Annotated in this window: 7 protein-coding genes; all 7 read left to right on the forward strand. The window is 51.2% G+C overall.

What is annotated here, in order from left to right:
* Positions 1-396 precede the first annotated feature (396 nt).
* Positions 397-1,671 (forward strand): hypothetical protein, encoded by a 1,275-nt coding sequence (locus KKH67_00305; GenBank protein ID MBU1317612.1) that lies wholly within the window; start codon positions 397-399, stop codon positions 1,669-1,671.
* Between the two features lies 1 nt (position 1,672).
* On the forward strand, positions 1,673-2,788 hold the full coding sequence (locus tag KKH67_00310) for a GNAT family N-acetyltransferase (GenBank protein ID MBU1317613.1): 1,116 nt from the start codon (positions 1,673-1,675) through the stop codon (positions 2,786-2,788).
* Positions 2,785-4,518 (forward strand): thiamine pyrophosphate-binding protein, encoded by a 1,734-nt coding sequence (locus tag KKH67_00315; GenBank protein MBU1317614.1) that lies wholly within the window; start codon positions 2,785-2,787, stop codon positions 4,516-4,518. Before KKH67_00310 ends, KKH67_00315 begins: the two co-directional genes overlap by 4 nt.
* A gap of 84 nt (positions 4,519-4,602) precedes the next feature.
* Complete coding sequence (locus KKH67_00320; GenBank protein MBU1317615.1) at positions 4,603-5,790, forward strand: GNAT family N-acetyltransferase; 1,188 nt, start codon at positions 4,603-4,605, stop codon at positions 5,788-5,790.
* On the forward strand, positions 5,787-6,803 hold the full coding sequence (locus KKH67_00325) for a glycosyltransferase family 2 protein (GenBank protein MBU1317616.1): 1,017 nt from the start codon (positions 5,787-5,789) through the stop codon (positions 6,801-6,803). Before KKH67_00320 ends, KKH67_00325 begins: the two co-directional genes overlap by 4 nt.
* A gap of 5 nt (positions 6,804-6,808) precedes the next feature.
* Positions 6,809-7,930: a GNAT family N-acetyltransferase gene (locus KKH67_00330; protein ID MBU1317617.1), complete on the forward strand. Its 1,122-nt coding sequence runs from the start codon at positions 6,809-6,811 to the stop codon at positions 7,928-7,930.
* Positions 7,931-8,028: 98 nt separating this feature from the next.
* Entirely contained in the window at positions 8,029-9,264 is a 1,236-nt protein-coding gene (locus tag KKH67_00335) for a glycosyltransferase (protein ID MBU1317618.1), read from the forward strand.
* The last annotated feature ends 276 nt before the right edge of the window (positions 9,265-9,540 follow it).

Below are 9,540 nucleotides of genomic sequence, written 5' to 3' on the forward strand. Positions count from 1 at the left end.
CTCCTGCTCGGATAAACCCGAGTTCTCTTGTTTACTATTAAGAGGATACGCTCATTCTATTCTATCCACAACTTTTGAATATATCTCCTCGACCGCCCGAATAAGTCGCATCCCTGCAGCGAAGTCAAGTTCTCTCCCGGATATCCGAATCCTGATATAAGGGATCGCCTGCGGTGATGCCGGTATCTGATTTGTTTTGAAACACTTGGGGGTATTCTTTGTTTCGCATACCAGATCGGTTATTATGACTGAAGTCAATCCCTCTGGAGTGCTGACAGCAGTTCCGGATGTTTTCGGATCGATATTGATGTACTGGTTGGAATATCGGTCGGATAGTGCTTTATTATGTTGTCAGAACTCAGACAATGCTCTGACCGATGTAGTTGATGGAGTCTGATGCATAATCTATTGACACGCACTCGCGGCAGGTTGATGAGCCGTAGACCTACCGAAACTGAGAGCAACCGGCGGCGGAAATCGCACATGCTTTCAGCCAAAGCCCAGCCGAAGGTGCCCGTGATCGTACTTGGCTCGGGGCTGACCGCACTAGGCGTTCTGCGAAGTTACGGCAGGGCAGGTATTCCCGTATACTGCGTTGCGGAAGATATTGGCGTTGTGGCACGATCTCGCTGGTCAAAGAGACCTCCCGGCAAGCACAAAAGTCTGCGGAGTCCCGACGAGTTGGAATCGTTCCTCGAGAAACTGCCGTTCAAAAAGGCAGTCCTCGTCCCATGCTCAGATAATTGGGCGAGCGCAGTGGCAAGATTGTCCGATGGATTGTCAGATCGCTACCTAACCTCCCTACCTTGTCGTGAGACACTGGATTTGCTCGTAGACAAGGGCCGGTTTGCCTCTGCCCTGCGGCAGCACGGTGTATCGCATCCGAGGACATTCCTGATAGAGTCGGCAGAGCAGCTCGGATCACTTGACATCGACGATTTCACCGGTTCATTCCTGAAGCCTCACAACTCGCATGACTTCTTCAAGTTCTACAGCGTCAAAGCGTGCAGAGTATCATCTCGCGAGGATGCAGTCGAGCACTATAGGCAGAAACGGAAAGATGGCTTCGAGGTACTCTTCCAGGAATACATCCCCGGTCCCTCCGACAATCATTATTTCATCGATGGATTCGTCGATCGCAATGGGCGTGTATGTGCTCTCTTTGCGCGGAGGCGACTGCGCATGTTTCCAGTCGATTTTGGGAATAGCACCTATATGGTCTCAGTCCCGTTGAGCGAAGTCAAGCAGGCGGCTGACGATCTGAGAAGGTTTTTGCCTGCAATTGATTATCGGGGTATATTCTCAGCAGAATTCAAGTTCGACGAAAGAGACGGACTATATAAGATCCTGGAGATTAACGCGCGGCCGTGGTGGTTTGTCGAATTTGCAGCAACCAGCGGCGTGGATGTCTGTGGCATGGCGTACCGGGATGCCCTCGGACTCAAAGTCCCTGTCGTGCGTCAGTATCGAGTCGGCGCCAGATCGGTACATCCGTACTTTGACATCAACATCTGCATACTGCTTGTCAAAAGCGGTGAGATGAGCCTTTACGGCTGGGCGAGATCATGGATTGGCGCCAGATACCCGGTGCTGTGCATCGATGATCCGCTGCCGGCAATTGTATGGTGGTCCAAGAGGATTCGCAGTAAACTGATGAGCAGTCTGCGTTAGTATGGGTGCATCCCGGGAAAATGTTTCTGTCAACGTCCAGAGAAAGCCGGTTCCAGAGATGAACGAGTTCACTACCAGATTTCTGACTGAAGATGACTACAGCAAATGGAATAGATTTGTCGCAAGCTCTCCATCGGGCAGCATTTATAGCACTCCTGAATATCTGGATGCTCTCTGTTCCGCTGCGGGAGGATCTTTCAAGATTCTCGCATGCCTTAAAGGTGATGAGATCGCCGGAGGGATCGGACTCTATGAGAATACTTCCCCTTTCGGTACATTTGTATCTAACCGGCTGTTGCTTTATTACAACGGGCTTGTGCTTGGAAATCACAAGTCCAGCCATCCGTACCAGGATACATCCAGAAGCATCAAGATAATGTCGGCACTTCAGACAGATTTGGCAGCGTGCGACTATGGGAGGGTGCTGCTCCACAATCGAAGTCCGATCGCAGATCTGAGGCCATTTCTCGCTGCGGGCTGGCGCGCCGAGCCAAGCTACACATATGTTGTTCAAATCGATGATCTTGAAAAGCTTCAATCAAGAATGGAGCAGAACCTGAGGCGCTTAATCAATCGTTGCGAAAGCAACGATGTCACATTCTCCGATGACGACGATTTCGACAGTTTCTTCAGGATGCATGAGGATACTCACCAGAGAAAAGATGCGCCTCTCTACCTGCCGCGCAGTGAGTTCAGGAAGTACTTCGAAAAGCTCAAGTCGCAGAATCTTTGCCGACTGTATCAGGCGAGAACAAAGGAAGGGCGCTCTATTGCCGCTCAACTTGTTCTGCGAAATGAGCACCCTGTCACGCATACGGTCTGTGCTGCGGCAGATCAGGAATTTCTCAATATCGGTTCGACACCCTATCTCAGATGGAAAGCATTTGAAGATCTTTCCGCTGCCGGATATAAAGCAAATGATCTCACAGATGCGGCTTTGAATCCGGTCACACGCTTCAAAGGCCAACTCGGCGGTGACCTTGAGACGACGTTTATTCTGACCAGACCGGATGCGCTTAGGTTTCGCGTTGGCGAGAGCGCCCGCAGCCTCTACTACAAGGGACGTGGAGCAATGGGCAGACTGATCAAACACGCGGGCGTATGGAGCAGTCGATGAATCGATCCAGAATCAGTGGTGCGAGCGCTTTCTGCGCGGTAATGGAACGTCTCGGTATCGATACCGTGTTCGGCCTTCCCGGCACACAGAATATAGACCTCTATGAAGCGTTACGTAACTCATCGATCAGAACAGTGCTTGCGACCAGCGAGACCTCGGCTGCGTTCATGGCCAACGGCTACTATCGATCATCCGGAAGAACTGCCGCGATACTCACAATTCCGGGGCCGGGATTCGCATATGCGGTACCAGGGCTCGCAGAGGCAAAGCACGACTCGGCAGCTATGGTTCATATTGTTGTGACACGCAATGAGCCACTGGACCATAAGTTCAAGTTGCAGGCATTGGACATTGAAGCAATAGCATGCCCGATAGTAAAGAAGACATTTGTGATAGATACAGCCGCGTCGATTGAACCGATCCTGACGCAGGCCTATACGGAAGCGGTCACCGGCGAACCGGGACCTGTGGTGGTAATAATCGACAGGCTTTCTCTTCTGGATAAGATCGACGTTCCCGGTGAATCGTCTCCAGATACGATCGGGAACAAGTCTGCTACAGATGGGCAAGTTGATGAGGTTGCGGATATAATTGCACAATCGGATGCTGTCGCGATATTGGCAGGTCAGGGAGCTGCAGATGCTGCCACGCAGATTGTGAGACTGGCGGAGATGCTGGAGTCACCGGTTATAACCACCTGTTCGGGCAGAGGGCTGATACCAGAGAGTCATCGTCTATCATTCGACATCGACTACAGCATCGGCGGGGTTGAGCATGTTAACAAGCTATTCGGGAAGTGCGATCTGATTCTGGCAATAGGATGCAAGTTTTCGCACAATGGCACCGCAGGATTTGCTCTCGACATACCACAGAGCAAACTGGTGCACGTGGATGCATCGGAGGAAGTGCTCGCATCGAAAAACTATCCAGCCAAAATGGAAATCCACTCGGACGCGAAGACATTCATAGAGATGCTGCTTGCGCGAGCAGAGAGTTTCTCAGACAGGTCGAGAGGATTTGCGAACTTCGGGAAAATGAAGACTAACGTGCGTATCGAAAGAACGAGCCGGTTGGAGCACGAGCCTAAGATCGACGGAGCGGAAACGGAAGGCCTTTCGAGATTCTTCGAGGTGATAAACGAGCTCGCATCGAGAGAAACCATTATCGTCACCGACGCCGGACTTCACCAGACTCTTACTCGAAACTATCTGATTGTCGAAAGACCGCGTGGATTGGTTGTGCCATCAGACATGCAATCTATGGGATTCGGACTGCCGGCGGCAATAGGAGCCGGCCTTGCCAATCCTGACAAGAAAATACTGGCGATAGTCGGCGATGGGTGCTTCCGGATATCAGCTATGGAATTGACAACTGCCGTTCGTGAAGGCATCGATTTGACATTGGTTCTGTTCTCGGATACTGTGCTCGGATCGATTCGATTTCAGCAACTCGCGAGTTTCGGCCAGGAGCACGCCGTAAGAGTCGGTCCGGTCGATTACGCCGATCTTTCTCGATCCCTCGGAGTGGCGTATTTCTATTTGCAGGGCTCCCCGGAGCAGGTGATCGAGAAATGCGTCAGTACTCCGGGAGTTAAATTGCTCGAGGTGAAACTCAAAGATTCCGCAACATTGCAGAAGATGCAAAGGAAAGCAATCATACGTGAGAAGATTAGCAACTCACCTGTCGCCAACGTGATAAAAGGCATCAAAAACAGATTGAAACTAGATTAGGCTTTGGTGCATTTGACCTACAAAAAGATCAGTTCGATCGCGAGAATACTCTCTGCCTCTTGGACTTGAACTGGATAGCGAGCCATGAATTCCGCAAGGACATCAAATACTGCCCAGGTGCTGGAGAGAAGCGGCATAAGAGTCGTCATGATTCAGTCTCTGAGTGCATTACGGGAAATTGCGGATGACTGGAATCGCATGGCCGAACGCACTCCGCAGCATCTCCCGATGCTCTCATATGCATGGCTCGCGTCGTACTTCGAACACAGGATGACTCAGGATCAATCATGGGCGGTTCTGCTTGCATACTGCGGGGAGAATCTGGTAGGTGTGTTTCCGTTCCTGTTTCGTCATAGCCGGCACTTCGGAATCAAGCGCATGGAGATTCAAACACCGTCCGACGATCATATTGCATCAGTAGACTTTCTGGCGGAGGCAGCCAGAGCAGACACGATAGTGCCAACGTTAATAGAGGCGCTCAATGAGTCATTTCGCGGGAATTATTGCCTGACCATGAGCCGCCTTCCAGAGTCGTCGCCCGGACTGAGTGCTTTGAGTGCTGGAAATGGATCGTTAGATGTTATCAGAGAGTCCGACGGGATGGGCTCGTATCTTCCGATTTCCGCCACATTGGATGACACTCTGCAGCGCCTGAGCTCAAATTTCCGCAAGAATCTGAAAAAGGCGAGGAAGAAACTCGCAATGCTGCCCAATGTCGAAACTGAATTCACCAGCGGATCAGCAGATGATGACAGCAATCTCGAACTGCTGATGCAGGTGGAAGCTTCCGGCTGGAAAGGGCGGAGCGGGACCGCGATCCTCAACTCGCAGTCACTGGTAGAGTTTTACAGAGCACTGACTCGCAGGCTGGCTGAGGCTGGCTGGCTCGAATGGCATTTTCTCAAAACGGACGGAAGGGTCATCGCGGCACAGATGGCGACAAAACTCGGTCGCTCGCTGATTCTCTGCAAAATCGCGTACGATGAGGAGAATGCAACCGTGTCGCCCGGTAACATGCTTTTCGAGAAGACAGTGGAGCGCTGCATTGAGCGTGGAGACATCGACGAAATCGATTGTCTGACGGATATGGCGTGGCATAGGAACTGGCAGATGGAGCAGAGGCCTCATTACAGGCTTTCAATATATCCCCGCCGTCTGACATCCTGGATGACAGGATCACTGCCTGCGAGAGCGAGAAGGCTCCTCGGGAAGTCGCCTGTCGCTAAGGTTGCCCGTGACAGACTGAAATCGATGACTGGAGAAAGCCAATGATGAATGCTCTATCAGTTTCCACGGTTATTCCGACTTATAACAGGGTTAACTTGATAAGAAGGTCGGTGATGTCGGTTCTCGCAGCCAGCTCGCCGCAAGACGAAATAATCGTGGTTGATGACGGTTCGACCGACAACACCGTCGATGTACTCTCCGAATTTAACGATTCAATAATTTACATTCGTACTGCAAACGCTGGCGCGGGTGCCGCACGCAATCGCGGAATAGCAGAGGCAAAGGGTGATCTGATCGCCTTTCTCGATTCTGACGATGAGTGGATGCCTCACAAGCTGGACCTGCAGCGGAGATTCATGGCCTCTCGTCCCGACATCCTGTTTACATTTTCGGATTTCATGGCAACCGATGAGAATGGTGGCGAGCATCACAGCTATCTTCAGCATTGGCATAAGGATCCGAGACCGTGGGATGAAATTCTCGGCCCTGCGGAATTGCTCTCGTCAATCGCTGACATGCCAGAGAAGTACTGCGACATCAGATACTACGTGGGAAACTTGTACAAATCTGAACTGTCTTCCAACTACGTCGCCGTGCAGACTCTCGTTGTACGGCGCGCTGAAGCCGGTAGCGCTTTGTACTTCGCCGAGGACATTCCTCTGTATGAAGACTGGCTCTGCATGGGCAATCTAGCTTGCAGCGGCAATTCAGCCTTTCTGGAGTGTGAGACATCGTGCCAGCACGGAGACGCTGCCGGACGGCTCACCGATGCGTCCAGTCTTGCAGCAGCTGAATCACGAATCTCGGTTATCGAGAGAGTCTGGGGAGCAGATGCGAATTTCCTTGGCGAGTATCGTGACTTGTATTCAATGGTACTGGATGAACAACGATTGATCAAGGCGAAAGAGCTGATACTCCTGGCGCGCAATCGTGAAGCTCAGGAGGAACTCAGGAAGATGGACAGAGCGCCTAAAATGCTGAAACTTCTGGCAAGCTTTCCCGACTGGGCTGCGCAAAAGATTATTTCTTTGCGGCCTGGTTCGCTGAGCGGAGAATAGCTGAATTGGTTAAGATCGAAATCATAGAGAACCTCGAGGATTTCCTGAAGCTGTCGGACGCGTGGGATGAGCTTGTGTCCGGAAGCGAGGTCGACCATGCCTTCATGAGGCACCTGTGGTACGCAGAAGTCATCAAAGCCTACTTCGCCAATGATACCCTGGCGGTGGTGATAATCAGGCGGGATGGCCAACTTGTAGCTGCTGCCCCAATGCGACGGACTGTCTATCGAATCAGAGGTCTTGGTGTCAAAACACTCAGTTTCATTTCGACTGAGATCACGCCTCGCTGCAATTTCATTGTTGCCGACAGCGACTTGCTTGAGCCGCTGGTGATGAGCGTGATAGGCGCTCCTGACTGGGATGTTCTGTATGCTAAGAACTTGGAAGAGAATGCTGCGACCACAAAGAAGTTCATTGAATTGATCGGAAACAGCCTCGACAATCACGGCAGTCAGGTGATAGAAGGACTTCTTTCACCGTATCTGCATACTTCGGGGTCATGGGAGGAATACTGGCAATCGTTCTCGAAAAAGCGCCGTCGAACTTTGACTGCGTATAGCATTAAGCGACTGGAAGAAGCAGGAAGCGGCGAGATATCCCGAATAGAATCACAAGAGGAGTTGCGGGAATTTCTGCCCAGGATGTTCGAGATTTCGGCTGCAAGCTGGAAGGCGGACACAAATGACCATCTGCGGCCCGACTCGCCGGAGGGTCGGTTCTACTTAGGTTTCACACCAGCAGCGCTTGCATCCGATCAGGTGCTGATTTACACTATCAAAATCGATGGCAAGTACGTCGGATTCGACTATTACCTGAGATGCGGGAATTCGTACACAGGTTCCAGATCGGATTACAACGAGCGATACAAGTATTACTCACCAGGTAACAACCTGAAACTTGCCGCCATCCGACACCTGTTCGAACAAGAGCAGGAATGCGTGTATGATTTGGGAGGAGATGCCCATCAATACAAGCTCGATTGGGGATGCGAAATCAGAAGACATTTGACATTTACGATTGGGAATCACACACTTAAGGGCAGGCTGATTATGGCGGGCAAAAACAAAGTGCTCCCGTTGGCTCGCAGTATCGGAAGGCGACTGTCGATCCGCGGTCTCGATGACTAACTGCGGAGAATGCTGATGGCATTGAGTCGCTACGCACTAATGTTGAAACGAAAAAGATTCAAGGTGGGTCTGGTTGATTCATCGATGGAATCGAATATATGAAGATTCTCGTTATAGCCCCGCGGCCGCCGTATCCGCTCTACGGCGGATATGAAGTAAGAGTCTATCCGTTGTTCAAGGCATTGAGCAAACGGCACGACATTTCACTGATGAGCAAATCGTTCAGCGAACATGATCAGCAATCAATTGCTGGACTCCGAGAAGTATTTTCATCGGTCGAGTTGTTCCCTGTCCTGAGACAAGATGCAGAGCAGCGATCTCGCACATCAATACTCCGCCGCATAGCCGATGTCTGGTTCCCGCCGGTGGAGTATCACGATCGCACTTCATTCTCGGTGGATATGCTGGAATCTTTCGAGAGAAAAGTCAGGAACAAGGAATTCGATATCCTGCATGTCCTTGGCCTGAACATTCTGCGCTATGTCCCGGGACTGGAAAATCTGCCTGCGGTCTGTGATGCCGTCGATGACTACAGCCTGTTCTGCTACAGGACGATGGTGCATCAGAAATCTCTTGCGGGCAAGCTCAGCTTCTTCCTGGAATGGGTGGCGACACGACGGTTTGAAAGAAGATTCGTGCCCAAGTTCAAAGAGGTCGTTCTTGTCTCCCCTGTCGATGCAGCGGTGATGCGTAAGCTCTCTCCAACAACCCGTATTTCGGTCATCCCGAACGGTGTAGATGCTGAGCATTTCAGATCAAGAAATGAAGCGCCTCGGCGACCCGTTTTGATTTTCACCGGAGTCATGGACTATGAGCCGAATGTTACGGGCGTTCTGAATTTCGCGAAATCGATTCTTCCTCTGATCGAAGAGAAAGTCCCGGATGTAGAGTTCTGGATCGTCGGACGTGATCCTGAACCACAAGTCCTTGAATTGGCAAAATCTCGCAAGAACGTTAAGGTCACGGGTTTTGTTGAGGACATGAGAGAGTATTTCGACCGGGCGATGATTTATGTCAGCCCCCTCATATCCGGCGCGGGCATTAAGAACAAGATCCTCGAAGCCTGGTCAATGGAAAAGGCGGTAGTGGCTACATCTATGAGTTGCGACGGAATAGATGTTGTCGACGGTGAAGACATAATCGTCGCCGATTCGCCGACTGATTTTGCGAATTCTGTAATCAGACTCATCAAGAACGGTGATCTTCGGACGCGGCTGGGTGCTAACGCCCGCAAGAAAGTCATCGACCGGTACAGCTGGGAATCGCAGGCTGCCCAATTCGAGGAGCTCTACAGGCGGGTTCTCCAATCGGGTCACCAAACAGGCTCCCCATAAGCTGAGCCGAGTTCAGATGCAGATATGGTGCGTACTGGCACTGAAGAGGGGCAAAACATTAATCAGCGTTAATATCATGCTGCATTGTCTGATTTTGTCAAGGCAGTTTCTGGGCGGGAGAATAGCTTGCTCCAAGAATCAAACAGGTTTATTGCAGCAGCTACAATGACCAGTCAGACTAACGCGGCAGGTCACAGGCTGGTTCACAAACTGAGGGTCGAACCCTATCTATCAATGATGTCCCAAGTCAGAGCCAGATTGGAGTACGATGGCTGA

It is taken from the genome of Candidatus Zixiibacteriota bacterium (genome assembly GCA_018820315.1).
Classification (GTDB): domain Bacteria; phylum Zixibacteria; class MSB-5A5; order JAABVY01; family JAHJOQ01; genus JAHJOQ01.